The organism is Bradyrhizobium ontarionense (genome assembly GCF_021088345.1).
Lineage (GTDB): Bacteria > Pseudomonadota > Alphaproteobacteria > Rhizobiales > Xanthobacteraceae > Bradyrhizobium > Bradyrhizobium ontarionense.
Genome location: NZ_CP088156.1, coordinates 5,907,880 through 5,933,603, shown reverse-complemented (window position 1 = coordinate 5,933,603; position 25,724 = coordinate 5,907,880). Strand labels below are relative to the sequence as shown.

General features: G+C 62.6%; 27 protein-coding genes. 12 read left to right on the top strand and 15 right to left on the bottom strand.

Annotated elements, in window-relative coordinates; all coding sequences use genetic code 11:
- Position 1: 1 nt before the first annotated feature.
- From ccoS to ccoN, 8 genes are read right to left on the bottom strand one after another with little or no spacing between them, the layout of a single operon-like run.
- Positions 2–163: a cbb3-type cytochrome oxidase assembly protein CcoS gene (ccoS, locus tag LQG66_RS26080; RefSeq protein WP_231318506.1), complete on the bottom strand. Its 162-nt coding sequence runs from the start codon at positions 161–163 to the stop codon at positions 2–4.
- Positions 163–2,388: a heavy metal translocating P-type ATPase gene (locus LQG66_RS26075; protein ID WP_231318505.1), complete on the bottom strand. Its 2,226-nt coding sequence runs from the start codon at positions 2,386–2,388 to the stop codon at positions 163–165. The genes ccoS and LQG66_RS26075 overlap by 1 nt, the downstream gene beginning before the upstream one ends.
- Entirely contained in the window at positions 2,385–2,894 is a 510-nt protein-coding gene (locus LQG66_RS26070) for a FixH family protein (RefSeq protein ID WP_231318504.1), read from the bottom strand. The genes LQG66_RS26075 and LQG66_RS26070 overlap by 4 nt, the downstream gene beginning before the upstream one ends.
- Positions 2,891–4,363 carry a cytochrome c oxidase accessory protein CcoG gene (gene ccoG / locus LQG66_RS26065; protein WP_231318503.1) on the bottom strand — a complete coding sequence of 491 codons (1,473 nt, stop codon included), beginning with the start codon at positions 4,361–4,363 and terminating at the stop codon, positions 2,891–2,893. The genes LQG66_RS26070 and ccoG overlap by 4 nt, the downstream gene beginning before the upstream one ends.
- Positions 4,360–5,247, bottom strand: coding sequence for a cytochrome-c oxidase, cbb3-type subunit III (ccoP, locus tag LQG66_RS26060; RefSeq protein WP_231318502.1), 888 nt, complete (start codon positions 5,245–5,247; stop codon positions 4,360–4,362). The genes ccoG and ccoP overlap by 4 nt, the downstream gene beginning before the upstream one ends.
- On the bottom strand, positions 5,234–5,398 hold the full coding sequence (locus LQG66_RS26055) for a hypothetical protein (RefSeq protein WP_231318501.1): 165 nt from the start codon (positions 5,396–5,398) through the stop codon (positions 5,234–5,236). Before LQG66_RS26055 ends, ccoP begins: the two co-directional genes overlap by 14 nt.
- Complete coding sequence (gene ccoO / locus LQG66_RS26050) at positions 5,395–6,126, bottom strand: cytochrome-c oxidase, cbb3-type subunit II (protein ID WP_231318500.1); 732 nt, start codon at positions 6,124–6,126, stop codon at positions 5,395–5,397. The genes LQG66_RS26055 and ccoO overlap by 4 nt, the downstream gene beginning before the upstream one ends.
- A gap of 10 nt (positions 6,127–6,136) precedes the next feature.
- Positions 6,137–7,591: a cytochrome-c oxidase, cbb3-type subunit I gene (ccoN, locus tag LQG66_RS26045; protein ID WP_231318499.1), complete on the bottom strand. Its 1,455-nt coding sequence runs from the start codon at positions 7,589–7,591 to the stop codon at positions 6,137–6,139.
- A 179-nt stretch (positions 7,592–7,770) separates the two neighbouring features.
- On the opposite strand from ccoN, the gene LQG66_RS26040 reads away from it, so the two are divergent.
- Complete coding sequence (locus LQG66_RS26040) at positions 7,771–8,637, top strand: DUF2189 domain-containing protein (RefSeq protein WP_231318498.1); 867 nt, start codon at positions 7,771–7,773, stop codon at positions 8,635–8,637.
- A gap of 9 nt (positions 8,638–8,646) precedes the next feature.
- Complete coding sequence (locus LQG66_RS26035; RefSeq protein WP_231318497.1) at positions 8,647–8,976, top strand: hypothetical protein; 330 nt, start codon at positions 8,647–8,649, stop codon at positions 8,974–8,976.
- Between the two features lie 136 nt (positions 8,977–9,112).
- Here the strand turns inward: LQG66_RS26035 and LQG66_RS26030 are convergent, their stop codons facing one another.
- From LQG66_RS26030 to LQG66_RS26015, 4 genes are all read right to left on the bottom strand, one after another.
- Positions 9,113–9,508, bottom strand: a complete 396-nt coding sequence (locus LQG66_RS26030) for a hypothetical protein (RefSeq protein WP_231318496.1) — start codon at positions 9,506–9,508, stop codon at positions 9,113–9,115.
- Positions 9,509–9,528: 20 nt separating this feature from the next.
- A complete protein-coding gene (locus LQG66_RS26025; protein WP_231318495.1) occupies positions 9,529–9,882 on the bottom strand; it encodes a hypothetical protein in 354 nt (117 codons plus the stop codon).
- Positions 9,883–9,997: 115 nt separating this feature from the next.
- Entirely contained in the window at positions 9,998–10,756 is a 759-nt protein-coding gene (locus LQG66_RS26020; protein WP_231318494.1) for a Crp/Fnr family transcriptional regulator, read from the bottom strand.
- A gap of 87 nt (positions 10,757–10,843) precedes the next feature.
- Positions 10,844–11,293 (bottom strand): DUF2946 domain-containing protein, encoded by a 450-nt coding sequence (locus LQG66_RS26015; protein ID WP_231318493.1) that lies wholly within the window; start codon positions 11,291–11,293, stop codon positions 10,844–10,846.
- A gap of 1,058 nt (positions 11,294–12,351) precedes the next feature.
- On the opposite strand from LQG66_RS26015, the gene LQG66_RS26010 reads away from it, so the two are divergent.
- The 6 genes from LQG66_RS26010 (at position 12,352) to LQG66_RS25985 (ending at position 17,255) form a co-directional block, all read left to right on the top strand.
- Positions 12,352–12,873: a nitrous oxide reductase accessory protein NosL gene (locus LQG66_RS26010; RefSeq protein ID WP_231318492.1), complete on the top strand. Its 522-nt coding sequence runs from the start codon at positions 12,352–12,354 to the stop codon at positions 12,871–12,873.
- A 107-nt stretch (positions 12,874–12,980) separates the two neighbouring features.
- Complete coding sequence (locus LQG66_RS26005; protein WP_231318491.1) at positions 12,981–13,457, top strand: nitrous oxide reductase accessory protein NosL; 477 nt, start codon at positions 12,981–12,983, stop codon at positions 13,455–13,457.
- A gap of 301 nt (positions 13,458–13,758) precedes the next feature.
- A complete protein-coding gene (locus LQG66_RS26000; protein WP_231318490.1) occupies positions 13,759–14,883 on the top strand; it encodes an ABC transporter permease in 1,125 nt (374 codons plus the stop codon).
- Positions 14,880–15,560 (top strand): ABC transporter ATP-binding protein, encoded by a 681-nt coding sequence (locus LQG66_RS25995; RefSeq protein ID WP_231318489.1) that lies wholly within the window; start codon positions 14,880–14,882, stop codon positions 15,558–15,560. Before LQG66_RS26000 ends, LQG66_RS25995 begins: the two co-directional genes overlap by 4 nt.
- Positions 15,557–16,552 carry a hypothetical protein gene (locus tag LQG66_RS25990; RefSeq protein WP_231318488.1) on the top strand — a complete coding sequence of 332 codons (996 nt, stop codon included), beginning with the start codon at positions 15,557–15,559 and terminating at the stop codon, positions 16,550–16,552. Before LQG66_RS25995 ends, LQG66_RS25990 begins: the two co-directional genes overlap by 4 nt.
- A gap of 124 nt (positions 16,553–16,676) precedes the next feature.
- Positions 16,677–17,255, top strand: a complete 579-nt coding sequence (locus tag LQG66_RS25985; protein ID WP_256460585.1) for an SDR family NAD(P)-dependent oxidoreductase — start codon at positions 16,677–16,679, stop codon at positions 17,253–17,255.
- Positions 17,256–17,366: 111 nt separating this feature from the next.
- On the opposite strand, the gene LQG66_RS25980 is transcribed toward LQG66_RS25985, so the two are convergent.
- On the bottom strand, positions 17,367–17,987 hold the full coding sequence (locus LQG66_RS25980; RefSeq protein ID WP_231318486.1) for a response regulator transcription factor: 621 nt from the start codon (positions 17,985–17,987) through the stop codon (positions 17,367–17,369).
- A 971-nt stretch (positions 17,988–18,958) separates the two neighbouring features.
- Here LQG66_RS25980 and exbB point away from each other — a divergent pair.
- The 3 genes from exbB to LQG66_RS25965 are packed head-to-tail and all read left to right on the top strand — an operon-like array spanning position 18,959 to position 21,077.
- Positions 18,959–19,762: a tonB-system energizer ExbB gene (gene exbB, locus LQG66_RS25975; protein ID WP_231318485.1), complete on the top strand. Its 804-nt coding sequence runs from the start codon at positions 18,959–18,961 to the stop codon at positions 19,760–19,762.
- Positions 19,763–19,770: 8 nt separating this feature from the next.
- A complete protein-coding gene (gene exbD, locus LQG66_RS25970; protein ID WP_231318484.1) occupies positions 19,771–20,193 on the top strand; it encodes a TonB system transport protein ExbD in 423 nt (140 codons plus the stop codon).
- A gap of 59 nt (positions 20,194–20,252) precedes the next feature.
- The gene (locus LQG66_RS25965; protein WP_231318483.1) at positions 20,253–21,077 is read left to right on the top strand and encodes an energy transducer TonB family protein; all 825 of its coding nucleotides are present in this window, start codon (positions 20,253–20,255) and stop codon (positions 21,075–21,077) included.
- A gap of 460 nt (positions 21,078–21,537) precedes the next feature.
- Here LQG66_RS25965 and LQG66_RS25960 read toward each other — a convergent pair whose 3' ends face one another.
- Both LQG66_RS25960 and LQG66_RS25955 read right to left on the bottom strand, forming a co-directional pair.
- Complete coding sequence (locus LQG66_RS25960) at positions 21,538–23,745, bottom strand: TonB-dependent siderophore receptor (protein ID WP_231318482.1); 2,208 nt, start codon at positions 23,743–23,745, stop codon at positions 21,538–21,540.
- Positions 23,746–24,343: 598 nt separating this feature from the next.
- Positions 24,344–25,093, bottom strand: a complete 750-nt coding sequence (locus LQG66_RS25955; RefSeq protein WP_231318481.1) for a choice-of-anchor tandem repeat GloVer-containing protein — start codon at positions 25,091–25,093, stop codon at positions 24,344–24,346.
- A gap of 270 nt (positions 25,094–25,363) precedes the next feature.
- Here LQG66_RS25955 and LQG66_RS25950 point away from each other — a divergent pair, with 270 nt between their 5' ends.
- The gene (locus LQG66_RS25950; protein WP_231318480.1) at positions 25,364–25,588 is read left to right on the top strand and encodes a hypothetical protein; all 225 of its coding nucleotides are present in this window, start codon (positions 25,364–25,366) and stop codon (positions 25,586–25,588) included.
- Positions 25,589–25,724: the final 136 nt, after the last annotated feature.

The following is a 25,724-nucleotide window of genomic DNA, read 5'->3' as shown; positions in this document are numbered from 1 at the left end:
TTCAGATCTCCTTCTGGTTCGGTGGGTCCTCGTCGTAGAGGATGCGTTCGGCTGCGCCCTGAAGATCCTCGTACTGGCCCCCCTTGATCGCCCAGAAGAAGGCGAACAGGCCCAAAGTCCCCAACGCAAGTGCGATCGGGACGAGCACCAGCAGAACATCCATCAGGCCTCTCCCCGCATGGAGAGGTTGAGACGCAGAGCATTGAAGGTCACCGCCAGCGAGCTCGCTGACATCGCGAGCGCGGCGATCCAGGGCGTGACGATTCCAGCCATCGCGACCGGGATCCATGCCGCATTGTAGACGAACGAGAAGCCGATATTCTGGATCACGATGGCACGCGCCTGCCGCGCGGTCCGCAGCAACATCGGCACCGAAGCGAGGCTCCGGCCCAACCACACGCAATCCGCGGCGCGGCCTGCGACGTCGGCCGCTTCCGCGGGCGCCAGCGATGCGGTTGCGGCAGCAAGGGCCGGCGCGTCGTTGATGCCATCCCCGACCATCAGGACACGGCGACCTGCCTGCAACAGACGCTCCACCCGCGCGATCTTCTCGCGCGGAGACACTCCTGCGTGCCAGTCGGCAATACCGACCGCAGCAGCAATGTCTCCGACGGTTTCGGATCTATCTCCGGAGATGATCGCGAGCCTGTAGCCGCTCCGGCGAAGCGCAGCGACCGTCTCGACCGCACCGGGCCGCAGCTCGGTTGCGAACGAAAATCGCCTGGGCGGGCTGCCGGGGCTCACCAGCCAGGCCTCTGCGTGGGAATCGAGAGACGGTTCGATCTGGCACCAGGCTGCCGATCCGAGGCGAACCTCGCCGTGCGGCCCGTTCCAGCTCAGTCCGAAGCCTGGCACCTCCTGGACGTAATCCAGCATGGGCGCGTCCGGAATGGCGTTGCGGATCGCCACGGCAAGCGGATGGCGGCTGGCGGCTGCAAGCCCCGACGCCAGGCGCAAGATCTCGGCGTCGTCGGGATGCTCGCTCAGCACCGGCTGCGCGAGTGTCAGCGTACCCGTCTTGTCGAACAGGATGGTATCGATGCTGGCCAGCCGCTCCAGCGCCGTTTCGGATTTCAATAGCAGTCCGGCTCGCATCAGCCGGCTCGCCGCGACGACCTGGGTCACCGGAACGGCCAGTCCAAGGGCGCAGGGGCACGCGATGATGAGCACACTGACAGCATTGACGAGCGCAACCTGCCAGCCGGCTTCCATGAGCAGCAGCCAGCCCACGAACGTGGAGGCGGCCAGCACGTGCACGACAGGCGTATACCAGCGCACGGTGCGATCGGCGAGCGCAACGAAGCGGCCTCTCTTCTGTTCGGCGGCTTCCACGAGGCGGATGATGTCCGACAGGACGGTCGACGCCCCGGCCGCCTGGGCCAAGATGCTCAGCGGCGAAAGAAGATTCAACGTACCTGCAAAGACCTGATCACCCTTCGTGACCGGCTTCGGTGCCGACTCGCCGTTGATCAGGGATGTATCGACCGAGGAGTGTCCAGCGATGACCACACCATCGACGCCGATTCTTTCGCCGGCTGCCGCCAACACCAGCTCGCCGGATTTGACCAGGTCCGCCGGCGTGGCGCGCGAACGACCATCGTCACCGATGACGCTCACGGGCCGTGCGGCGAGGATTGCCAGATTCTGAACCGCCGACCGCGCCTTGGCGCGCACCTGCTGGTCCAGATAGCGCCCGAGCAGCAGAACGAACAGCAGCGACAACGCGCCATCGAAATAGACATGCGGGCCGCCGCGGACGGTCTCGGCCAGGCTCATGGCTGCGGTCAGGATCACGCCGAGCGATATCGGAACATCCATGTTGGTCCGGGCGCGCCGGACGGCAGACCATGCCGATGCAAAGAAGGGCGTCCCTGCATAAACGATCGAAGGAACAGCAATGAGCGCGGACATCCAGTGGAAGAAGGCCCGCGTCCCTTGTCCCATGCCCCCGTCATGCCCCACCCAGACGGCCCACGACAGCATCATGACGTTCGAGGCGGCGAAGAAGGCGACCGCCAGCGCCTTGAGCAGCGTCGACTCGGTCGCCCGATCGCGCTCGACGAGCGCTTCAGCCACATACGGAGACGCCTCGTAGCCAAGGCCGGCGAGCATCGCGATGATCTCGTCGGCGAAATCCGCCGTGCCGTGCCACCTGACATCCAGACGTCGCGTCGATAGGTTGAGGCGCACCAGCTCGACCGCCGGCTCTCGGGACAGACGGCTTTCGATCCGTCGAATGCAGGCGCCGCAGTGAACCTCCGCGACCAGCAGACTGAGGCCGCAGCCGCCGTTGCCGCGACATGCGACATAGCCTGCCTTCGTTCCCGGTCCAGGCATCGCCGCCGCGCGGCCCTGCTGTCCAACGTCGAGCAGCGAAACAGTGGTCATGACTGAGTACGCCCGCCAATCATGATATCCTGGACGTGACGGTCGATGGCATCTCCTTTGCGTACGACGACCCGAAGCATCCAGCGACCGCCGAGCGGGAGCCGGAGCTGCGCATCGTAGTTCCCCGGCGACGTCTCCTTGAGGTCCGTCACGATCGCCTGGGTGTGCCGCGTCACCTGCGTGGCGACGACCTGAACGAGAGCTGCCGTGACGGGCGCGCCCGCCTTGTCGCGAACCGAGACGAGCAGGATGTTCTCGGCGCCTGCCGATCCTGCGTAGGAGGTGCGGACGGTCCAGCCGCGCGCCTTCTGAGCTGCTTCCGCCACGAGAACGTCATTGTAGTGCAGGCCGTGCTCATAGGGCTGTTCGGTGACGACTCCCGGAAAGGTGGAGACGGCCAGGAAGATGAAACGCGCTTCGAGTCCCGCCAGTCCAAGAAAAACGACGACGATCAGGGCCGGAATCCACCGGTCATTCGCGATCAGATTGCGGACGATGCGGTTCATGGTGCGCGCGTCCCGCCCTCGGGACCCCAGAAGTAGCTCACCACGGTCGCAACCACCGCACCGCTGCCGGTGTCCACGACATGGAAAGTCAGATCGCGGCGGCCGGCGGGCGCCGCGATCGAGGGGACGGAGACCACCAAACGGAATGTGGCTTCGCCAGACGGCGTTCCCGCAAATCCAAGCTCGTCCGCGTGCGCGCCTTGCTCGGCGCTTCGGCTGACCTGGACGACCGCTCCGGCCAGATCATCGACGGTAACGCGGAGCCGGGACCGCTCCGCCCGGCGATCGGCGACACGAAGTGTGAAGATGTTGCGGATCGAGCCGTCGGACAAAGTGACAAAGGGTGGCGCGCGGTCGTGAGTGATCGCGACGTCGATCGTCGTTCGCTCGAGCAGCGACCACACGATCAGGCCCGAGGTGATGGTGAGAAGAGCCGCGAAGGCAACCGGCCTGATTCGAAAGCGGCGAATACCGGCCGTCGATCCGGCATCCGGGGATGCCATCTCGCGTTCACTGACAAAAGAAATGAGGCCGAGCGGACGGTCCAGCTTCTTCATCACCCCATTGCACGCGTCGGCACAGAGGCCGCAACCGATGCAGGCCAACTGCATGCCGTCACGGATATCGATGCCCGTCGGACACACCGCGACGCACAGACCGCAATCGACGCAATCGCCGCCCTGACCGTCCGACCGCGGCCTTGCGCGCTTGAGCGGCCCGCGAGGCTCGCCCCGTTCCGACAGATAGCTGACGATGAGCGTGTCGCGATCGAGCATGGCGGCCTGGAATCGAGGCCATGGACACATGTGCGTGCACACCACCTCGCGCGCGAAGCCCGCAAGGAGGTAGGTCGCGGCGGTGAAGACCAGGACGAACGTCGCCGCAGCAGCGGAAGCCGAGCCTGTCAGGAACTCCGGCCAGAGCACCCTTGCATCGACGAAATAGGAAACGACGGTCAACCCCGTCGCGGCGGAGATCGCGAGCCAGAGCCCGTGCTTTGCCGGCGTTCGAAGCCAGTCGCGGCCATTCTGGGGATTGGCGTGGCGTCGGATGCGGTCCTGGCGGTCGCCCTCCAGCCATCGCTCGATCATCACGAACAGATCGGTCCAGAGCGTCTGCGGGCAGGAAAATCCGCACCAGACGCGACCAACCAGGGTATTGGTCAGGAACAGTGCGAACGCCGCGGCGATGAGCAGCGCCAATAGCAGGAACAGATCCTGAGGGCCGAATTCAAAGCCGAACACATAGGCATGGGCCGACGCAAAGTCGAAGAGAACGGCCTGTTGCGGCCGCCCGGCCTCGCGTGACCATCGCAGCCACGGCAGCAGATAGAGTGTCCCGGCGACAGCAGAGAGAACGACGGTCTTGACCGTACGCCAGCGCCCTTTGACCCGCCTCGGACGGATTCCGCGCGCGAGCTTGCGCGGGATGCGAGACGCTCGACCTGAGGCGGCGGTCGTCGCGGTCATTGCGCCGCTCCGGAACGCTCGCCGCCGCCGAGAGAATGGACGTAGACAGCAAGCATCTTCACCGTCTCGTCCGAGAGGCGCAGACCGAACGCGGGCATGACGCCGTGCCGCGGATGCGTCACTTGTGCCATGATCTGGGATTTGGCCCCGCCGTAGAGCCAGATCGCGTCATTGAGCCGAGGCGCTCCCATTTCGCGTCCGCCCTGCCCCTGTGCCCCATGGCATCCGACGCAATTCTGCTCGAAGATCGCGGCCCCCGGCAGGGATCCCCTGCCGTCATGGCCCTTCGCATTCGGGTTGAGCACTTGGACGTATTCGGCGACCTGCTCGATCTGCTGGGGCGACAGCATGCCTCCGAATGTGGGCATCATGCTCGATCTGGCTTCGTCCGAGGCGTTACGAATGCCATAGCGGATGGTGCGGTAGATTTCCTCGATCGACCCGCCCCAGATCCAGTCGTCGTCGATGAGGGACGGAAACTGTCCGATCTGGCCGCCTGCGCTCGCGCCATGGCAGGCGATGCAATTGACGACGAAGGCGGCATGACCTCCGTTGAACGCAAAGCGCGACAGATCCGGATCTTTGAGGATCGCCTCGACGGGCAGACTCGAAATGCGGGAGAGATAGCTCGCCTGTTTCTGCTTGGCGGTCGCGATGTCCTCCGCCAGATCGCTGCGAGCGGACCAGCGCAGACTTCCGGGTGCAAAGCCACTCAGCGATGGAAACGACGGGTAGAACACGATATAACCCAGCGCAAAGGCGATGCAGACGAACCACGCCATCAGCCACCACGCCGGCACCGGTGTTCTCAGCTCCTTGATGCCATTCCAGACATGCCCGGTCGTATATTGTCCGGTCAGCGGATCCCGTTCAGGCGCGGCCATTGTCATCCTCCTGGCTGAATGGAATGCGAGCATGCGCCTCCATGGCCTTGCGCTCGCGCGGATCGAACACGCGGAGTGCGATCCAGCAGATCACGACGATTGCGAGCAGGAGGAAGCCTCCTTCTGCGTAGCCGAGGAGAACTTCATTCATCGTGCCCGCTCCGTCGTCCCGCTGTCATAGGGCGCAAAGTCGACCATCGTCCCGAGGACCTGGAGATAGGCGATCAGCGCATCCATCTCCGTGATACGTTCAGTTTGTGCGGTGAAGGGGCCGACGGCGACCTTCGGATAGCGCCGCTTCAGGGCCTCGACGTCGCCGTCATCGGGATTGGCCTGGGCCCTGATGTCCGCTTCGGCCGCGGCGACCATCGCCGCGGTGTAGGGAACCCCGAGTTGGCTCAACGTGAGAAGATGCATCTTGATGTCACGCGTCTGGATCGGGCGACGGCGCAGAAACTCATAAGGCGGCATGATCGATGACGGCAGCACGTCGCGCGGATTGATCAGGTGGGCTGTATGCCACTGGTTCGAGTACTTGCCGCCGACGCGGGCAAGATCCGGCCCCGTCCGCTTCGATCCCCACAGGAACGGATGATCGTACACGCTCTCAGCGGCAAGGCTGTAGTGCCCGTAGCGATCCACCTCATCACGCAACGGGCGCACCATCTGGCTGTGGCAATTGTAGCAGCCCTCGCGCATGTAGATGTTGCGGCCGATCTGCTCGAGCGGCGTGTAGGGTCGTACGCCCTTGACGGGCTCGATCGTGCTTTCGATCTTGAACAAGGGGACGATCTGAATCAGACCGCCGATCGCGATCGTGATGAATGTCAAGAGAACGAAGAGAGGCGCGCTCTTCTCGACGACTGCGTGATTGATCATCTCGATTCCTTCATTGCGCCGGAAGCGGAGCTGCGGCGCCGCGAATCCGATCAGGCACGACGTTTGCGAGCGGCTGGGATATCGTTCGGAACAGATTGTAGGCCATCACGATGCCGCCGCTCAGGTAGAACAGGCCCCCGACAAATCGCGTCACGTAATAGGGATGCAGCATCGCCACGGTGTCGCTGAACGAATATTGCAGGAATCCCTGCTCGTCATAGGCCCGCCACATCAGACCCTGGGTGATGCCCGACACCCACATTGCGCTGATGTAGAGAATGATCCCGATGCTGGCGAGCCAGAAGTGGGCTTCGATCAGCCCGGTGGAATAGAGCGGCCGGCGCCATAACCGCGGTACCATGTAGTATGTGGCGCCGAAGGCGATGTAGGCCACCCAGCCCAGCGCCCCGGAATGGACATGCCCGATGGTCCAGTCGGTGAAGTGCGAAAGCGCGTTGACCTGCTTGATGGCCATCAGCGGTCCTTCGAACGTTGCCATGCCGTAGAATGCGACGGCGACCACGAGGAAGCGAAGAATCGGATCGGTTCGAAGCTTTCCCCATGCGCCGGACAGCGTCATGATGCCGTTGATCATGCCACCCCAGGACGGCATCCAGAGCATCACCGAGAAGACCATGCCGAGCGTCTGCGTCCAGTCCGGCAACGCGGTGAAGTGCAGGTGATGCGGTCCCGCCCAGATGTACAGAAAGATCAGCGCCCAGAAATGAACGATCGACAGCCGATAGCTGTAGACCGGGCGTCCCGCCTGCTTGGGCACGAAGTAGTACATGATGCCGATGAAGCCCGCGGTCAGGAAGAAGCCGACCATGTTGTGGCCGTACCACCACTGGATCATCGCGCTCTGGACACCGCTCCAGAGCGAATAGCTCTTCGTGGACGTGAACGAGATCGGAACCGAGAGATTGTTGACGACGACCAGGACGCCGACGGTCAGGATAAAGGCCCAATAGAACCAGTTCGCGACGTAGATATGCGGCTCCTTCCGGCGAGCCACCGTCCCGGTGAAGATCACGAAATAGACGATCCAGACGATCACCAGCCACAGGATCGCGAACCATTCGGGTTCGGCATATTCCTGGCTCTTGGTCACTCCGAGCACATAGCCGGTGGCGGCCAGGATCAGCGTCAACTGGTAGCCCCAGAACAGAAACTCCGACAGACCGCGGCCGCCGAACAGGCGGGTCTGGCAGGTGCGCTGCACAACATAGAGTGACGTACCCATCAGGGCGTTTCCGCCGAAGCCCAGAATGACGGCACTGGTGTGAACGGGACGGAATCTGCCGAAATTGACCCATTCGGCGAAGTTCAAGGCAGGAAAGGCCAACTCGCCTGCAATGAACACCCCCGCCGAGAAGCCGACCAGCGCCCAGATCACTGTGGCGACGGTGAACAGCCGGACGACATCATCGTCATAACGGAGGGGCGGACGGACGGATTCGGACATGGCTAGCCTTGCAAGGAGCAGGAGGTCTGGGAACGGGGTACGCGTGCCGAGCTTGCTCTTTCGCAGCAAAGGGCTAGGCTTTGCGCTTCGACGGCGCGAGGCGGCAAAGACCGCCCGCGGCGTCCGGGAAACGCGGACCGCAGCAGCAGCAAAGGCGAGCTTCGCCGGGAGGTCGTTGCATGATCGAAATGACGTCGGCCGGGCGCAAACTGATCGATGCCCCCATGGACGACTCCGACGACGAAGACGTTGGATTCATCCCCGCCGGCTATATCGCGCCGCCCGCCATCCGCGATATTCCGGTCACCGACGTGTTCGCGTGCCTGCGGCAGGGCATCAGCGATTTCCGACGCGCCACCAGCTATGGACTGCTCTTCAGCAGCGTCTACGTCTTCGGCGGACTTGGGCTCGTTGCGGCCCTTCTGATCGACCGACAGGAATACCTCATTTTCCCGGTGGTCGCCGGATTCCTGCTGATCGGTCCGATCACCGCGGTCGGCCTCTACGACATCAGCCGGCGCCTGGAAGCCGGCGAACCGCTGCTGCTCCGGCCGATCCTGCTCTCGTTCATGCGGCATGGCGGCACACAGCTGCTGCTGTTCGGCTGCGTTCTCGTATTCGCGATGGTGGTATGGTTGAAGGCGGCTGGCGTGATCTACGCCATCGCATTCGGCCTTTCTCCGATGCCGATCAGCGAGCTGCTGACGCGGGCCCTGAACTCGCCGCGCGTCATGGCATTTCTTCTGGCAGGCAATGCGGTCGGAGCGATCCTTGCGACGCTCGTTTTCGCGATCAGCGTCGTCGCAGTGCCCTACCTGCTCGACAAGGATACGGATTTCATGACGGCGCTGACGACCAGTCTCAGGGCCGTCATCCACAATCCCGTCACCATGCTGATCTGGTCTGCGACGATCAGCTTCCTTGCCTTCATTTCGGTCATGACCGGGTTCATCGGCTTCTTCGTCACGCTTCCTGTCGTCGGCCATGCCACTTGGCATCTCTACCGCCGCGTGGTTATCCATCCGGAGATCAACGACGCCCCATGAGGTCCGGCCATGTCTGATACCATTTTCCTCGCACTGCTCGCGGCAGCCCTGGTGGGGGTCTACAGGACGGTCGCTCCGCATCTGGCTACGGACCGGCGGACCAACGACCGTGCCGCGACCGAGCTGATGTCGGACCAGACCAGTTGGTGGATCGGCCTGCTGCTCGGTTTTGCCGCCATCGCGGCGGTTGGAATTGCTGCGGTCACCGAGGATGCCAATTTTCGACTCTTCGCGCTGATGTTCGCATTTTTCGGCACGGCCATGAGCGCGGCCGAGATCATCCGCCGCGTGGATGCGTGGCGCCGCATCCGGGCAAATGCCGCGGAAACGATTAGATAGCTGGAGCAGCGCCGGGGATTTGGCAACGGCGGCGGTCGCCCGCGAGAGCGAGGCGGGATAAGCAAATCGCATGTTTGGTTCCAGGATCGCGCAAGTCTGGTCCCGTCGTCGGAATTCCGAACGGACGGCTCAGGAGTCAGACGACGACATCTGGAGAAGGCGGTCCTCGGATACAGTGCCTGCGCGTTTGCAGGAACGGGATCGGCGCATCGCTCGGGACGGCAAATTCCAAAGACAGCCTGTCGCGCTCAATCCGCACGTGAGACGCGTCGATGGGCGGAAGGCCGGGGGCGCTGGCGAGGCGGCAAGCATCGCAATGTTCGACCTGGATCGAACCGTCAGTCTCGCCGGGCGGCGAGCGCTTCTCGGTCAGGCAGAGAACCGGACGTGAACCGTCCGGCAAAACATACGCAGCAAGGGGATCGGAGGGGATGGCAAGGGGACGATGACCGGCGCCAACGGACAGCCCGGCGAACAGATAAAGACCTGCCGCCAGGATTCTGATCGTCGCCGATCGCAACCTCGTCAACATCGCTCCTCTCACCCTGGTTTCTAGAAATGGCGTTTGTGCTGAACGCGGTCCAGGCGCGGTTGCCGGACAACGAGTCTCACTGCCGCTCGTCGTCGCCGCAGGTTCCACCCTCGGCAGTCCATTTGCCGCGCGCCAGAAGGAGGCTCCTCCTGGTCGTAGGGCAACAACATGATTGCAAAGCCCATTTGCGCGCTGGCAAATGTCAGACCGAGCATGAACGTCAGAAGCCCGATGACAAGCCAGCCCCGCTCGGCATGCGCGATCAGTGAGCCGATACGCGCGACGTCGAAGACCACGAGACTGGCAACAGCGAGGGCGGCGATCGCAAATCCGATCAGCGCATTCCTTGCAAGCAAGCGAATCAGACGGGGCATTCGAGACGCTCCAGCGAAGAAGGACGAGCTGCAAAACCCAACTCGCCACGAACAGGGACACAACCAACGGCGCGTCGCCGGCGAGAGAACCGCATCTGCAATTCCGCTCGATCTCTCATGATCGCTGCTCCGGCCGAGCCTCCGAGCACACCGCCAGGAGACCTTGGAAGTCATCAATGCGGAGGATCTCCCGCGCCTTTGGCGTAGGCGTGCTGATGAAACCGCGTCGGCGAAACTCGGCAAAGCATCGAGACAAGGTTTCGGTGGTCACGGACAGGTAGTTTGCGATTTCATAGCGAAGCAGTGGAATGCGCAGCTCGATCGGCTCGGCATCTGCGGCTCCGCCGTTCAGAAGCTGAGGCGTTTCGCGCTTCGCCCATCTCGTCAGGAAGTCCGCGAGCCGCTCACGGGCCGAAAGCTGCGTGATTGCCACGCAGTGGCTGAAGCTCGCGCTCATCTGCGCCTGGAGCTGCCTGTTGATCGCATGAATGCTGTTGCTGTCAACTTTTCCGCGCGCGAGGACCCTGACCTGGACCGGCGTCAGGGTTTCGGCGCTGCAGAGATTTCGGCCATCATCTGACAGCCCGAAACAATCGCCCGCTCCGAGCAGGGCCACGATCTGTTGCCCGCCGTTGCGTGCTGGCGCCAACAGCTTCACGTGCCCGGTTACGATCTGAAAAACCGCGCCGGCACGAGATCCTGCGCGGTGGACGGTATGGCCAGCCGCGAAGCTTCGAATTTCATTCGCACTGGACAGCACCAGGGAGCGCGGTGCGGAGGCTCGCTCATACCCCAATTGTTCGAGTTCAATTCCGTCGTGCGAAGACGCAGGCGCGCCGGCACGCGTCAGCGCACCATCAAGAAGGCTGTTCATGGCTCGATCAATCAATCGGATAGCCGCGACCTGCGGCAATTGCGCACGCGCGCGCACGAAGCGAGCGGCGGCGCGATTTGGCTCGAACTAACCGATCTGGAGCACCGGGGGAGCCCGCGGCCAGGCGCCGAACGCCGACAGCCGCACGACGGGCATCGAGGCCGGTCGAGAGGCAGGATCGGCCAGCACAAATTGAGCGGGCACCGGAATTTCAATCGCCGGCGCCAGCGCGACATTTCCGTGCATCAAAGGCAGGCAGAAAACGCAATGCTCGGACGCAGGCCCCGCCTGGCCCGTCTGATCATCAGGGACGCGGTGACCGTCAGCATCGAGGACGGTCATCCCGCCGGCCGAACAGATGATCGTCCAGCCGTGATCCAGGACCGCAGCCGTGAGCTCCAACGGAGCCGACCTGAACGGAAGGGTCAGCGCGCCGACGAGATTGAGCGCGACCGCGACCATGCAGAACAGCGCCGCGAGCGTTCGCCGACGCTCGCCCCGCGATTCATTGATCGACGTATCGTATTGGCCGCTCAACTCACCCGCTCCAGCCTGGACCGTGACCAACAAAGGCGGTCCAGGATTGATCCGTCATCTTCAGACTACCAAAGTCCCACCTGACGGCTGTCGTCCATCACTTTACCGCGCGGCGCCATTTGTCAATGGATTGAACATGCCGTTTTGCATCTTCCCTGGCTCGCTGCGGGACGATCGGTGCGACCGTCGGGCCAACGCCGATAAATTCCCAATCGATCCAACGCATTAGACGTTCCCGCGCGGCCGCGGCGAGCAAGCCGGCTCACGTGGACAAGATGACCAATTGACACGACCGAACCGTGAAATCACGCGATCGTACCAGATGATGGTATCGCCCTGGCCACACCATGATCACCCTCATCAAAACCTAAGCGCATAGTGTTTGGAGGCTCAGATCCAACGCTTGGATCTCCCTGTCACGGGCACCACAACCTTGCCGCGCCGACCGGCGCGCGAGCTTCCCACTTCTGGTGCCGAGCATTGGCACTGCGAGGACGGGCCAGCCATAAGCCACCATCGGAAAGCCGATGTTCGCCGCGGCGACGACACACATCCCGTCCCTTGTTCGCTGCTAAAATTTCCCCCGACTACTCGAAATGCGAAGCCGAAAGCGGAATCTCAAGACCAGAAGATTGCAACCGTTTGACATAAGTCAGAGCGATCCGGTGCGCGAGGTGCTCCGCTTATCCTCGCTTTCGCGACATTCCAGGAACGACGTTGAACCATGTACCTGCGTCACGATCCTGTCCCGGCAGAGCTTTGCTGCAGCGGGCGCCGATTATACCGGCGGCCGGTTCGGAGCTTCGGCCTCGACAACGGTTGGGCCTCGCCCTCTGACGTGATTCAGAGCGCACGGACGACCGGCCTCGATCGGCCTGCCGCGTGCCTGGCCGCCCACGGGCTGGTTCGTCGTTGCGACGGAGTTCTTTGTCAATTCGAATACCAACCTGAAGACGGAGTTTGATCCCATGAACCATCGCATCACGCGCCGCTCCTTGATCGCCTCAGGCATCACCTCCGTCGCCGTGCTCGCCACATCATCGGCTCGTAGCGAGGACATGACACTGTCGCCGACTCAATGGACGGACAAATACGGCCTCATCAAGGATCTCCCCAAGGACAAGGAGCCTCTGACCGACGAGTTGAAAAAGTATCCGCGATGTCGCTACTGCGGCATGGAACGAGCCAAATTCAGCCATTCGCGCCACCTCATCGTCTATGAGGACGATGCGGTCGATGCGACCTGCTCCCTGCATTGTGCAGCGATCGGCCTTTCACTCAACATGGACCGCGGGCCGAAGTCGATCTACGCAGGCGATGCTGGCGCCGACGCGGCATCGAAGCCGCTTGTGCTTGTCGACAGCGCGTCCTATGTCGTCGATCCATCGAAGCCCGGCACGATGACCAAGGTGTCTGTGCTGGCCTTTGCCGACAAGGCGAAGGCCGAGGCAGCAGCGAAGGCGAGTGCGGGAGCGGAGGTCGTCGACTTCAACGCGGCCTTACGCAAGGCCTATGTGGTGATGGCGGACGACACGATTATGCTTCGCCAGAAACGCCGCGAAACGCGGTCGAAAATGTAGCGCGAACAGGGGCCCCTCCACGCCACGTCGGCGCCGACGGTGACGGGAGGGGCTGACAATTCCAGGAATGCTTCAGCATGACACTGACCAGCCATCCGAGCCGCCGCGTGGTGATCGGCGGCCTTGCGGCTCTCTTCTGCTCGGAGGTCAAGGCGACACCGGTGCATTTGCCGCCGCCCGGACCGCGCGATACCTGCCCCGTGTGCGGAATGTTCGTCGCGCCGTACCGCTTCTGGGTTGCCACCATCGCCTACGCCGATGGAGAGGCCGCGCATTTCGACGGCGCCAAGGACTTGTTCAAATACCTCACGGACATGCCGCGCTGGGCCGGCGGAAGGAAAATCACGGACATTGCGGGCATCGGCGTCACCTCCTACTACGATACGCGTCTGATCGATGCCAAGGACGCCATCTATGTCATGGGATCCGACGTGTTGGGACCCATGGGTCATGAGCTCGTTCCTCACGAAAGCCAGGACGACGCCGAAGAATTCAGGCGCGATCACAAGGGTAAGCGGATCGTTCGGTCGTCCGACATCACACCGGCCCTGCTCGCAGCCCTTGACGACGGGCGATTCGAGTGAACCGGCGGGGGTCGTCCCTGGTCGTCGGTCTCTGGGCTGGGCTGGCTGCGGCTCTCGCCGGGTGCATCGCCGTCAGCATGCAGGGTCGAGCAGGAACCGGCGTTGTCTCCAACCTCGTTGCTCGCCTTGGGCTGACCGATGTCGCTTTGCTGAATGAGGCTCGATACGTCCGAAACCCGGCCCTGGCAGATCTGCATTCCGCATTTCAGGACGGCCCCGGAAGCCTCGAGCACTTCCCGACCGGTGCGCTGACGGTGCCTACGACGCGGGGCCTCGGCGGCAGAGTGGAGACGACCGAGCCTTGACGGCCTTTGCGCGAAACCGCCATCTGCTCGATTTCGCAGTCTCCTCGCTGCTGCGGCAGCGCGGGCGAACGATCCTGATCACCCTTGTCTACGCGACCATCGTCGCGCTGCTGGGCTCGGTCCTTCTATTCGGGGCCGCACTGCGCGGACAGGCATCCGCGCAGCTTGCTGTCGGTCCGGACATCGTCGTGCAGGCGATGGTGATGGGGCGGCACGACTTCGTCACGGCGACTGATCTCGACATGCTCAGGTCACTGCGCGGCGTCAGACGGGCGGAGGCGAGGCTTTGGGGCTATCTCTACGACAACTCGACGGCGGCCAACTACACGCTGATGGCCGATCCGGAGCTTTCTGCCGGCGAAGCGGCAATCGGCGAGGGCGTAGCGCGCCTGCGCAAGCTTGACGCCGGCAAACCGTTATTCATGGTGTCACCTGCAGGCAAGCTCGTCAGACTCAAGGTCGCATCGGTGATTGCGTCCGAGTCGGCCCTGGTATCGTCCGATCTGGTGCTGATGAACGAAGCCGACCTGCGGGCCTTCTTCTCCGTTCCCCCCGGAGTCTATACCGACCTTGCGCTGTTCGTGGCCAATCCTCAGGAGGTAGCGAAGATCGCCGAGAAAGGCGCCAGCCGCCTGCCGGGTCACCGCTTCGTTACGCGCGCGGATCTTGCCCGCTCTTACGAGGCACTGTTCAACTGGCGCGAGGGGGTGGTTCTGATGGTCATGGCATGCGCAATCATTGCGTTTGCTATCTTCGCGTTCGACAAGGCGTCGGGCCTTTCTGCGGAAGAGCGCCGCGAGATCGGCATTCTCAAGGCCATTGGCTGGGATACATCCGACGTGATCGCCCTCAAGCTCATGGAGGGCGCAATTGTATCGGGAACGGCCTTCCTGCTCGGCTTCACGGCAGCCTATGCCCACGTGTTTCTGTTCAGGGCCGGCCTGTTCGAACCCGTTCTGATTGGTTGGTCGTCGCTGTATCCGCATTTTAGACTCAGTCCCGACATTGACGGGCTTCAGGTCGCTACTCTGGCCCTTCTCACTGTTCTCCCCTATTTCGCGGCGATACTCGTGCCGGTCTGGCGGAGTGCATCGGCAGATCCGGGCGAGGTGATGCGATGATCGAGCTCGACGACATCAGTAAGACATACAATGCAGGATGCCCCAACGAGGTTCACTCGCTGTGCTCCGTCAGTCTCAGCATCGCAGGACGAGCGATGACGGTGCTCGCCGGACCGAGCGGGTCCGGCAAGTCCACGCTCGTCTCGATCATGGGATGCCTTACCCGGCCAACCTCGGGCCGCGTGCGTCTGAACGGAGAAACCGTCTCGGCGCTACCGCAGCGTTTTTTGACCAATTTGCGCCGACGCACTTTCGGATTCGTGTTTCAGCGCTTCAACCTCGTTCGCGGCATTACTGCAGTCGAGAACGTCATGTTGCCGGGCTATCCCGAGGGCCTGTCGCACGCAAGGTTGAGGACCCGCGCCGTCGAACTATTGGCAGACTTCGGACTGGAGCATCGTGTCGACCACCGGGTCGAGACCCTCTCCGGTGGTGAAGTGCAGCGTGTCGCGATCGCGCGCGCGCTCGTCAACGATCCCGACATCATCATCGCTGACGAGCCGACCGCCAGCCTCGATAGAGAACGTGTCGCTCAGTTCCTTGCCATCGCCGCCGATCTGAAAGCGCGCGGCAAGACACTGATCGTAACCAGCCACGACCCGCGGATCACGGGCGCCCCCATCGTCGACGGCGTCGTTTCCCTCGCCGACGGACGGGTTGCGGAGGTGTCACCATGATTCTGCAACCGGCGGTTCTTGCGCTTCTTGCGGCTTCCTGCTTGTCCGCACTGGTGATGTTGCCCGCCTGCGTGTTCGCGCTGCAACTTCTCCTGCAATGGGATCCCGCTTCCGGCAGCGAGAGGCAGATCAGGTTGGAGAAGATGACCTATCTGGTCTCGACCCAGGTCGCCTTCGTCGCTGCCGTGGAACTGGTGTCGCTCGCGGCCTTCGCCTTCAACGCGGACCGCATGTCGGCGCTGTTCGTCGGCGCAATGTGCGCAGTTGGTACCCTGAATGCCAGCGTATACGGCTTCCCGACTTTGTTCGCCAAGATCGCCGTATTCTTCGTTACCTTCGTCTGGCTGATCCTGGACAGGACCGACGCCTGCGGGCGCGACTATCCGTTCATCCGGCAGAAGTACTTCGGAATCCTGCTGCTCGGCCCCCTGATCATCCTCGAGTCCGGCCTGCAACTGGCGTATTTCGTCGACCTCAAGACCGCGACGATCACCTCGTGCTGCGGCAAGCTGTTCGGAGACTCTGGCCGCGAAGCTGGCGCCGACATCGCGGGCATGAATCCAAAGCTCGCCCTCGGATTACTCGTCGTCGGACTGTCCATCACAATTGCACTCGCCGTTTTTGCACCCAAGTCGCGTCTGGCCGCGCGCCTCCTCGGGCTCGCCAGTCCGGCAGCTTTCATCATCGCAATCGCTGCCGTGATCTCGGTCATTTCGGTGCATGTCTACGAGCAACCGCACCATCATTGCCCGTTCTGTCTGCTGAAGCGCGAGTACGGATATTTCGGCTTCATGCTCTACATCCCGCTCTTTGCCGCAACGGGGACCGGCATGTCCGCCGGACTGATGGCGGCCCTTCCCGAACGGGCCAGCCTCGCCGGCCCCATGCCGCAGTTGCTGCGTAGGCTCAGTCTGGTCACCATGCTCGGGCTTCTGGCTTTCGGCGGTCTATCGCTTTGGGCCGTAACCATGTCGCGCCTTGCGTTGACCTGACCGCGATCAGTCACACAGGCCTTCCCAAGATGCGAGGCTGCCTCCACCCGCAGCATGTGCCTCGCGCAACTGCCACTACGGCTTCACAAAGCCAGCTCCCTCTGGCGATGTACGCCAGGGCACGATGCGCCTAGCTAGAGCATCACTCGCTCAGGGCGTCGGCATGAGCCGCGGCTTCATCGCCGAACTCGCGCCCGCCGACATGGCCACGTGCATCGAGATCAATCTGATCGGCGCGCTCACGAGCGCTCATGTCGCCGCGCGCGGCATGCGGGAGGCCGGGCGCGGCTGGATCTGGCCGACGGAAGGGCTCGGCAGCACGGGCCCGGTCCTGCCGGGCAGCGGCCCCTATGCCGCCAGCAAGGCGGGGGCGACCAAAGCCTTCACCGTGCTGGCGCGCGAATGTCGTGGGACCGGAGTGAAAGTCGGCTTCCTCTGTCCGACCCTTATGCCAACCAACCTGGTGAAGCCAAAGTCCGACCCACGCGACCAACGCCGCCTCGAACTCACGATGAGGCTTCTGGGCGAAACGCCCGAGCATGCCGCAAGCTGGTTCGTCCCGCGCATGCTCACCACGCGACGCACGGGCACCCGTCTGAGCCGGACGAGGCCCTTGCAGCTTGCCGGTCGAGCGCTCGTCCGAAGCATCCGGAGCGGACGCGATCTCTCGCTTCTAGCTCAGCAAACCGTCCGCTCGCGATAGCGGCGCAGGTAACGGACAGCTGGCGCAGAAGGGGATGCGCGGATTGATCCTCGGCAGATGGCCAGTTGGACGACGGCGGGATTGACGCCCATGTCGAGCCCAAAGCCATTGTCACGCCAACCCGTGTTCGAGCGCGATTCGCGCAAGATCCATCAAGCTTCGGGCGCCGAGGTTTTTCTTCAGGACGGTGCAATTGTTGGCGATGGTCTTGTATGAGACATCCAAGGTGTCGGCGACCTCCGCAGGGGTCCGGCCCGCGCCCAAGAGCCGAAGAATCTCGAGCTCCCTTGAGTTCAGATCGCGAAGAGGACTTGATCCTCCCGACGCCTTGAGGAAGGCAAGCTTGCAGGCAATCTCCTCCGAAAGATAAACGGCACCTCGCCCAACCTGGTACATCGCGTCCACGAACCTCGCCGGGTCGTCGTTCTTGGATATGTATCCCTTCGCACCGACGTCGATCGCGCGGGCGGCGAATACGGGATCACTGTGCATGCTGAGAATCACGATCCGAGCTTTCGGATCGCGCAGCAAAATCCGTCGGCACAATTCGAATCCAGAGATGCCCGGGAGGTTGATGTCGATCGCTGCGACGTCCGGACTTGTCGAAAAATACTTGGAATAGCCGGCCTTGCCATCCGCAGCGTCGACCAGCTCGATCTCGGGATTGTTCTCGATCAAAGCTTTGCAACCCGAGACGATCAAAGGGTGATCATCGACAACGAGAATGCGCATACATCTGCCCGGCGACATTTCAAGGAACGATGTAACTATTCGTCCTGCCGACAGCAAGCGCCGCAGCGATTGCCGACCTCAATTCCAAGAGGAATAACTGTCTCCGATTGTAGCAGGAGCAAGACCTACTAGACTGAAAAGTGATCCGGGCGATGGTGGAGGCTTGTTCAACCCAAGCGCCACATCAACCAATGGTTGCAATTGTGCACGCTCGTTTCGTTCAATAAGCGTCGTCGAACGCCCATGATTTAGCATGCCAACATCCGCTGCCTGGGCTGCGCCACGCCAACCGCTGATATCGCACCTTTTGTACTGTCTCCAGAGCGCCCGGCACCGGATGAAATCGGACGCCAGATCGCGCTCGCCCCGAGACCAAGCAATCGGGCTTGGTCCGCGCGGGAATTTTTTCCCGATAAGTGCGGGACATTCTGGTGAACCTACATGTCTCCAGGACCCATTTGCGCTCATCTGCGGAATCATCTGCGCGTTGTGCATCGAACTCAGAATCCCTTTCGTACTTTCGCCCCGATCCGGCACGACGGTGAGTTTTGAGCGACGACATCAGAGTTTGATCCGGACACGAACTCGCATGGATGTCGCCTCGCGGCACATCGGTCGTCGTCGAGCTGGTCCGCGGCATGTCTCGCGGCAACGCCAGGTCAGGAATCAGAATGAGCCCCCCAACGTCATCTCGGCCATCGCAGCGATCCGGCACTCTTGCATGCCGGATTTTGATCGCTGCCATCATTGTCGTTTCCGGATTGTATTGGTTCGATCGAGGGGCCTTGGCGCAAGGTCCCTCATCGCCCGCCGGAAGAACGCTGGTCGAGGCAGGTGGCTTGACGTCTTTTGCCACAGTGCCATCGGACGCGGGCTCATCGTCACCGACGGCACGCACTCCGGCACCCGATGGACCATCAAATACACCCGGCGCGAGTGGGGCTGCAGTCACGGCGCAGCCGCAAACGCCGGTGACCGGTGAGCTCGCGCAAGACGCGACACGCGCGCCCAGCGCATCCCCTCTTCCTCCACAGCAGCCCGCCCATGGCAGCGAAGCTACGCCTGCCGAACTTTCCCCCTTGGGCATGTTTCTCGGTGCCGATATCGTCGTGAAAAGCGTGATGATCGGCCTGGTCCTCGCCTCCGTCCTGACGTGGACAGTGTGGCTATACAAGATTGTCGAGCTGCATCTCGCAAAACGGAACGTCCGGGCGGGGCTGCGTGTCCTGACCAGCGCACCGACACTTGCGGCCGCGGCATCGGAGTTGGGGCTTCATCGCAACATCGCTGCCAAGTTCGTCGCAGCTGCGCAGAGGGAAGCCGAACTCTCAGCCGGTGTTTCCGAGCATGGCGTGAGAGACAGGCTTTCCTGGCAGCTCGAGCGTGTCGAGGCCGCTGCGAGCCGGCGCATCGCGTCCGGCATGGGATTGCTTGCCACGATCGGCGCTGTCGCCCCCTTCGTTGGCCTTTTCGGCACCGTCTGGGGCATCATGAACAGTTTCATTGGCATCTCGCGCCTGCACACCACCAACCTTGCCGTGGTGGCTCCCGGTATCGCCGAGGCGCTGCTCTCGACCGCGGCCGGCCTCGTCGCCGCGATTCCGGCGGTCGTGATCTACAATGCATTCACGCGCGCGATCGGCAGTTACCGCGCGACATTGCGGGATGCGTCGGTCGCCGTACTCTGTCTGACGGACCGCATTCCGGTCCACTCGCCGCCAACATGGATCGCGGCGGAAGCGCCGACCCAGCCCATCACCGAAGCCGCAGAGTAGGCGCTGCAATGGCCTTTCGAGCCGAAAGTGGCGACGATCTCACGATCAACCACGAGATCAACGTCACGCCGTTCATCGACGTGATCCTGGTGCTCCTGATCGTCTTCATGGTCGCGGCACCGCTCGCGACCGTGGACGTACCGGTCGACCTGCCGAAATCAACGGCTGCGCCACAGCCGCGGCCGGACCAGCCGATCTTCGTCACGCTCAAGGCCGATCGCTCGCTCGCGATCAGCGACACGCCTGTGGCGCGCGAGGCGCTCGGAGGAGCGCTCGAAGCGGCGAGCGGCGGCGATCGCGACAAACGGCTGTTCTTCCGCGCCGACAGCGCGGTGAGCTATGGCGAGGTGATGGAGGTCATGAATCTCCTGCGCGCGACCGGCTACACCAAGGTCGCCCTGGTCGCGCTGGATGTCAGGCAGGGGACATGAGCAGCCGACCAGCCGCTTGGCACGACGAAGAAGACCAATCACCCTGGACCGGATTGGGCTTGGCGGCGACGATCGTATCGACCGCGCACATCCTGGCTTTCGTCGGCTATCTGGCGTTTTACCGCCCCACGGCCGATCTGGCCGCAGCGCCCGTCGTCACCGTCGAGCTCCTGCCGCCTCCGACCGAACCGCCATCTCAGACCGTAGGCCAGGCGCCGACGCAGAACGCGCCCGTGCCGCAGCCGGCGGAAGAACTTGCACCGCCGCCAGCGCCCTCTCCTGAGGACCGTCCGCCAGAACCAGAACAACAATCGGCGGCTGCCGAGCCTCCACCGTCTTCGGCACCGGCAGAGCAGACGCCGCAGCCAACGGCGCCATCCGAGACCGCGGAGCCGCTGGTCGAGGCTCAGGCGCCCGTCGAAAAGGTGGTCGAACAGCCGAAGTCCGAGACGAAGATCGGCCCGCCCCCGGCCCGGCGGCCCAAGGTCGAGCACGCGGATCGCAAGAAGCCTGCTGCCAAGTCGGCTGAAACCGCCCCCGCACAGGCCCCCAAACTCATTGCACCGCCTCGACACCAGGCCGATGCGAGTGTCGGCGCCGATGACGGACGCTCGGCGTGGCTCGGCGAGCTGAGGGCCCGGGTGCTGCGCGAAAAACGCTATCCGGCGGCTGTCGAGCGTCAGAATGTCACCGTCCAGCTCAACTTCACCGTGACCCGGAACGGCCGCGTTCTGTCGCGCCACATCACACGCAGCTCCGGTTCGCCCGCATACGATCAGGAAGCGTTAGCCATGATCGAACGCGCCCAACCGCTCCCGCCTTTTCCGCCGAGTATGCCCCAGGCCCAGACCGTCCTGACCATTCCGATCACGTTTACTCATTGAGAAAGCCGGACGCTCGCCAGGAGGCCCGGAGATCGGCTCCGTCCTGTCACCAAGAACGTTAATCGCGTCATCGCAGCCGGTTAGCTTTGGAAGGCGCACATGGTTGCGTACGCCAGCGCCTGGTTTCCGTTGGCCAAATATGCTGGGCCGCTGATCGGCACTGGCCGACGCACCACAGCTATTGAGAGGTATGGGAACGAGTCCGATGAGATCGTGACGGATGGCTTTGGCGCCTATTGAGCAGCCGATCTTCGGCTTGCGCCGCGAGGATCGTTCGGGGACCCGCGCAGCCTGGTGAGCATTGCGCACGTCGCAACGGCCATAGCCTTGCAGCACTCGAGAACACGAGCGAGAGCGGTGCTGGCGCAGCTCCCTCACGTCGCCGAAGCCGCGACATTCCTCAGTCCGTCGCGGCTTCGTTGCACCCGTGGCGACGATCATGTCACCTCGTTGCTCGGCTTTAGAGGCTCACTTTCATGCTGAAGAGGAAGGTGCGCGGGTCACCGACCGTGATCCAGTTCGTCTTGCTTCCCGACGACGGATAATAGGTCGTGTCGAACAGGTTGTTGACCTTGAAGGACAGTGTCGTCAGCGGTCCTCCAGGCTGCGGCTTGAAGCTGTAGGACACGCCGGCGTTGGCGATCACATAACTTGGCAGAAAGAACGTGTTCTTCGAATCGACGGCGTTCCTGGTGGCACCGCTCAGCCCCGCGGACACCGTGAGGCCGTCGAGCGCTCCGTCCATGAAATGATAGGCACCGAACAGCGCAAAAATGTCGCTGGGCGCGTTGACCACCTGCTTGCCGATCGTGTTGTTCGCCGCGATGTCGTCGGTCACGTAGACGCGCTGATGGCTGTAGGCGACATTGACGTCCACGTTCGGCGTGATCTTGCCGAGCAGCGAGAGCGCAACGCCTTCCGAGCGCTGGGCCTGCTGAAACGTCAGGGCGCTGCCGATCAGTGTCTGGACGTTGGTCTTGTCGATCCGGAACACGGACGCTTGCGCCAGCAGTTTGCCGTCCAGGAACTTGGCCTTGATGCCGCCTTCGTAGCCGGTGCCCTGCTGAGGCAGGATCGGTCCGACGAATTTGAGGTTCACGCCAAGGCCCGTGGCGAAGATGTTGGGTCGATAGGATTTCGAATAATCGGCGAACAGCGAGGCGCTGTCGTTGATCTTCAACAGAGCCGAGGTCGACGGCAGGAAAGCGTAAGACGTATAGTCGGTTTGGGTCGAACCCGCATAGCGCTGATATTCATAGATCTGTGCGTAGCGGCCACCGCCGGTGAGCGTCAGCCTGCCGAGTGTGACGGCATCCTGCGCGAATACGCCGAGCTCGCGGATCTTCTGCAGTGAAAGCGGCTCGCCAGCCGGATGGCTCGTGGCGGTCAACGTCCCAAAATTGGCCTGACCATAGACCGGATTGTAGAGATTGAATCCGCCGAAACTCTTGCTGTTCCACACGTTGTTTTCGGTCAGCGTCGCGTCGTAATAGTCGGCGCCGGCCTGGACCTCATGACGCAGAATTCCCGTGTCGAAGCGGTGGGCGCCGCTGAAGCCGATGAGACCTTGGTCAGTGACGCGGCCATCGGGCCCGTTCGTGGAGAAGTAGCGCTTGAGGTCGCCAGTCGCGGCATTGAAGTCGCTCTGGTTGTCGGACCGGATCACCGACTGGTTCATCTGCGTGGAGGCATAGGAGTATTTGAGATGAAAATCGGTGTTTTTGTCGAGATTGAAGTCGGTATGGCCATGAACCCAGTCGTATTTCTCGCTATAGTTCGAGAATGGCTCTGAGTATGACACCGTCCGCGGGATATTCAGCGGCGCGTTGTTGAAGCTGGTGACACCCCGGTCATAGGGTTGCCTGTTCTGCCCATGCTCGTAGGCGAGCACCGAATTGACCATATCGCTGTAATACGCCAACGTCGGCGCAATGAGCTCATCGCGGCTGACCGGGTTGCCCGTGCGCCAGGGGTCGCTCTTCGACGCACTGGCGACGAATCGGTAGGCAAACACGCCATCGGCCGTCTTGGCCAGCGGCCCGGTCGCATCGATCGAACCTGCGAAGTTCTTGAAATCGCCGCTGGGCAGGCCGCCAAGGAATTCCGCCGTGTAATGGGCTTCCGGGAGCGGCAGCTTCCGGTTGACGTTCAAAACGCCGCCCTCAGACGAATAGCCATAGAGGTAGGAGGCGGGCCCGCTGAGAAGTTCGACGCTGTTCGAGTTCGCGTTCAGCGCACGATTCATCGGCGCTCGAACACCGTCGACCAGCAGCCCGTTGCCACTGCCGACCAGGATCGCGTCCGTCGTATTGACCTCGAATCCCTTCAGGGTGAGGTAGTCCGTGTTGCCGCCGGTACCGTTTCCGGCATAGACGCCCGGAATGCTACGGACCGCTTCGACGAGGCTTTGCGGCATCTGCTGCTGAAGCGTCTGCGGGGTGACGACGTAGACCGAGCGTGGCGTGTCGAGGATCGGCTTGTTGACGCCGGTCACATCGGATGTCTCGGCGACGGCCCCGTTGTATTTTCCGCTGTAAGGATCGTATTGCGTCGGTGCGGAGACGACGACTTCCGGGACAGCGATTGGAGCCGTCCCTCCGGCAGATTGAGCGAAGGCGTTGTGCGCCACCGTCGTCAACAGCATTGTAAGCAGACTGCGTCTCACCATGTCACCCCAGATCCCCTCAGTGATTTTCTATTAGCTCTGCTTGATAGCTAGGAACCGATTCAGGCAGCAACACAGCGCAAATTTGCCAAACGCAAGGTTGAGACAAAGCAGGCAACCAACTTCCAATTTTTCCCGAAATCCGATTACGGAAATTCCCTTGGACGAAGCTTCATGCTCCCGGCAGGCTTCAATCCAGACCAATGGATCACGCAATTGATGTGTCCTTGCCACGCCTGGAAAATACTCTCCTGCAAGGCTTGCGTGTTAGTTGCCAATATCGATCGGTGATTGCCGCTTATCAGAATGCATCCGTCAGTATCGCCGGACGGCTCGCGTCACAACGCGTGCGTGATCCGCGCCATGGTTGAACTTGCGAATCTTTGGATCAGACATGCAGAATCAACGGTGACTGACACGAGACTGAAGCTCGGGGTGATCCCGAGCTTCGGATCTCCAAGTACGGAAAGAGGGATCGGACCACTGGCTCGAAGGAGCCTGCGCGCGCCGATTTCTCCTCGCCGCGCTTGGTCTCGTAGAGCCGCGCATGCCTTGGTTCTGACGAGGCAACGGTCAGAAGCACCGGAGCAAAAGCCGCCGTTCAGCCGGCTCGTTGCCGCTCCGCGGCCGGACCGTGCCTTCGCGACAAAACAGGCTTGGGCGGCTGAAACCTGAACACCGTGCCTCCGTCCACGCTCGACCCGCCATGCGCCGTCGTCCCGAAGAGAATGCCGTCGCAATTGACCAGAGCGGCGGCCGGATTGGCGCCGTCCAGGCCGCCGCTGAATTGATAGACCATCTGGAAATTGCCGGTGCTGGGATTGATGCGGAACAGGGTGCCGAAATCCCCGGCTCCTCCCCCTCTGGTGCTTCCATAAAGTTGGCCCTTCACTTCGACCAGGGCCGCGGCCGGGTTCGCTCCATCGTCGCCGCCAAAGAAGTGGAGAACCGACAGGGCTCCCGAAGCGGGATCGATCGAGAAGACCGTGCCATTGTCCGACGCGCCGCCTGCGAAGGTCGTTCCGTAGAGTCTGCCGCGGACATACGTGAGCGCACTCAGAGGCTGAGCACCATCGCTCCCCGCGAATGCGTGCAGGACCCTTTCCGCGCCCGTGGCCAGATTGATGGCGAACACCGTGCCCCGCCCCGAGGCCCCGCCGCCAGCCGTCGTTCCAAAGAGGTTGTCTCCAACCCGGACCAGCCCGGCCACGGGAGGCTGTCCGTCGCTTTGCCCGGCGAAGGAATAGACGACGATGGCACGGTTGCTCCCAGGGGCGAACTTGAAGACTGTCCCGCAGCCGCCACCACCACATCCGGCCCCGCCACCGAGCGCGGTGATCCCATAGAGCACGCTGCCGACCTCCAGCAGACCCGACTCCGGCAGCTTGCCGTCGCTATTGCCCTGGAACGAGTAGCTGACCGTTTCGCCGGCCTGGGGCGAGATCGTGAAAATGGTCCCGCAACCGCTGCCGCTGCAGGGATTGGCCCGCCGAGGACCGTCGTGCCGATCAGATAAGGACCAAACTTCATCACGCCGGCATAGGGAACGGCGCCGTCGGGTCCTCCGAAGGAATGAAGGATCTTTTCCGTACCTGCCGCCGTGATCTCGAAGACCGTCCCCTTGCTCGAGGTGCCGCCAGCCGACGTCGTCCCGAACAGCTTCCCGTCCGCGTTCAACAGCGGCCCTGGCTTCAGGCCGTCGCCCGATCCCGTGAAGGCGTGGAGCGTCGTCAGCGTCTGGGATTGCGCGGCAAACGGCACGAACAGCGCGCAGGCGCTGATCAGTGCTGATAAGGCAAGTCGCGACTTGATCATGGGTGATGTCTCCATGGACGCGTTACTGTGAGCACTTCCTGTGAAGTTGACTAACCGAGACGAGGATCCGCCCTCATCGTCGCCGATTAGTTCAGTTGACGCGTGTGCACGATCAAGCGGTACGTTTTGGGGCGGTATCGCGAAAGTCTCGCGACATCTGTTTTCAT

Coding starts and splice junctions, on each gene's coding strand:
- ccoS (WP_231318506.1), bottom strand. CDS start 163: ATGGATGTTCTGCTGGTGCTCGTCCCGATCGCACTTGCGTTGGGGACT.
- LQG66_RS26075 (WP_231318505.1), bottom strand. CDS start 2,388: ATGACCACTGTTTCGCTGCTCGACGTTGGACAGCAGGGCCGCGCGGCG.
- LQG66_RS26070 (WP_231318504.1), bottom strand. CDS start 2,894: ATGAACCGCATCGTCCGCAATCTGATCGCGAATGACCGGTGGATTCCG.
- ccoG (WP_231318503.1), bottom strand. CDS start 4,363: ATGACCGCGACGACCGCCGCCTCAGGTCGAGCGTCTCGCATCCCGCGC.
- ccoP (WP_231318502.1), bottom strand. CDS start 5,247: ATGGCCGCGCCTGAACGGGATCCGCTGACCGGACAATATACGACCGGG.
- LQG66_RS26055 (WP_231318501.1), bottom strand. CDS start 5,398: ATGAATGAAGTTCTCCTCGGCTACGCAGAAGGAGGCTTCCTCCTGCTC.
- ccoO (WP_231318500.1), bottom strand. CDS start 6,126: ATGATCAATCACGCAGTCGTCGAGAAGAGCGCGCCTCTCTTCGTTCTC.
- ccoN (WP_231318499.1), bottom strand. CDS start 7,591: ATGTCCGAATCCGTCCGTCCGCCCCTCCGTTATGACGATGATGTCGTC.
- LQG66_RS26040 (WP_231318498.1), top strand. CDS start 7,771: ATGATCGAAATGACGTCGGCCGGGCGCAAACTGATCGATGCCCCCATG.
- LQG66_RS26035 (WP_231318497.1), top strand. CDS start 8,647: ATGTCTGATACCATTTTCCTCGCACTGCTCGCGGCAGCCCTGGTGGGG.
- LQG66_RS26030 (WP_231318496.1), bottom strand. CDS start 9,508: ATGTTGACGAGGTTGCGATCGGCGACGATCAGAATCCTGGCGGCAGGT.
- LQG66_RS26025 (WP_231318495.1), bottom strand. CDS start 9,882: ATGCCCCGTCTGATTCGCTTGCTTGCAAGGAATGCGCTGATCGGATTT.
- LQG66_RS26020 (WP_231318494.1), bottom strand. CDS start 10,756: ATGAACAGCCTTCTTGATGGTGCGCTGACGCGTGCCGGCGCGCCTGCG.
- LQG66_RS26010 (WP_231318492.1), top strand. CDS start 12,352: ATGACACTGTCGCCGACTCAATGGACGGACAAATACGGCCTCATCAAG.
- LQG66_RS25995 (WP_231318489.1), top strand. CDS start 14,880: ATGATCGAGCTCGACGACATCAGTAAGACATACAATGCAGGATGCCCC.
- LQG66_RS25990 (WP_231318488.1), top strand. CDS start 15,557: ATGATTCTGCAACCGGCGGTTCTTGCGCTTCTTGCGGCTTCCTGCTTG.
- LQG66_RS25985 (WP_256460585.1), top strand. CDS start 16,677: ATGCGCCTAGCTAGAGCATCACTCGCTCAGGGCGTCGGCATGAGCCGC.
- LQG66_RS25980 (WP_231318486.1), bottom strand. CDS start 17,987: ATGCGCATTCTCGTTGTCGATGATCACCCTTTGATCGTCTCGGGTTGC.
- exbD (WP_231318484.1), top strand. CDS start 19,771: ATGGCCTTTCGAGCCGAAAGTGGCGACGATCTCACGATCAACCACGAG.
- LQG66_RS25960 (WP_231318482.1), bottom strand. CDS start 23,745: ATGGTGAGACGCAGTCTGCTTACAATGCTGTTGACGACGGTGGCGCAC.